Genomic DNA, 858 nt, shown 5'->3' on the forward strand with positions numbered 1-858 from the left:
AGCCGGCACCATTGCCCGCAGTGCCCCGACGATGTGAACAGAAGGTCCACGGCATTGCCTTGGGTCTTTCGGTGCCCCATTCACGGCATCGACCTGCAAGACACCACAGGCGCGGCCTTCTCGACGGTGCTTGGCGCAGGCCGATTGGCGGCGATGGAGCCGCCGGCGGAAATTGGCGCCGCCATGCTCGATGCGTGGGCTCACGGTAAGGGACACCAGGGTTTCGGCCCGGTCGAGATGTTGGCGCTCCTGACGGCGCAGCACAGGCGCGCCTCGCCGCCATCCGCGAGAGAGCAACCGCGCATGTCGCTGCAGACCCGGCGTGACTACCACGCGTTTCTCACGACTCCGATTATCCGCCAGGCGCTGACGGTCGTCGTTCCTGAATACGACGCGGTCGCACCCTTGCTGGCCAAGCCGGTCCGTCCCGGTCTGTACGGCTTGGCTCAGGGCTCACAGCTACAGGCCTTCGCCTTGACGGTTGGGATTGGGCGCATCGCCGCACACCCAGTCGACCAGGTGATTGAGGTCTTGCTGAAGAGCGATGAGCAGGGGCAGGTGCGTGTGCGGGAGGCGCTCAAACCATGGCCTCTCTCAGTGAGGCGACGTATCTTTGCCCGGCTTTGGCGCGCTCAACGCGACGAAAGTGAGCGTCAGGCGACCGAGACGTCCAAGAGGCGGCGTCAGTCTTACAAACACCGGCGCGCCCAGTCTTACAAATACCGCTCAGGTGTCTCGTGAACCGCGGCTTGGACTACAGGGAAGGGCCTGAGTCTCGTAATCTCCGGTCACCCGACATTGTTTTTGGGCATTTTGCTCATGTTTCTGAGCATATCGCAGTAATGTCCGATAATGCAA

At 62.5% G+C, this 858-nt stretch carries 1 pseudogene; it reads left to right on the forward strand.

From position 1 onward, the window contains the following. Positions 1–741 (forward strand): annotated as a pseudogene (locus GQE99_RS20310) (TniQ family protein); the annotation flags it as partial. Positions 742–858 lie beyond the last annotated feature (117 nt).

The sequence above is a fragment of the Maritimibacter harenae genome (assembly GCF_009882975.1).
Taxonomy (GTDB): domain Bacteria; phylum Pseudomonadota; class Alphaproteobacteria; order Rhodobacterales; family Rhodobacteraceae; genus Maritimibacter; species Maritimibacter harenae.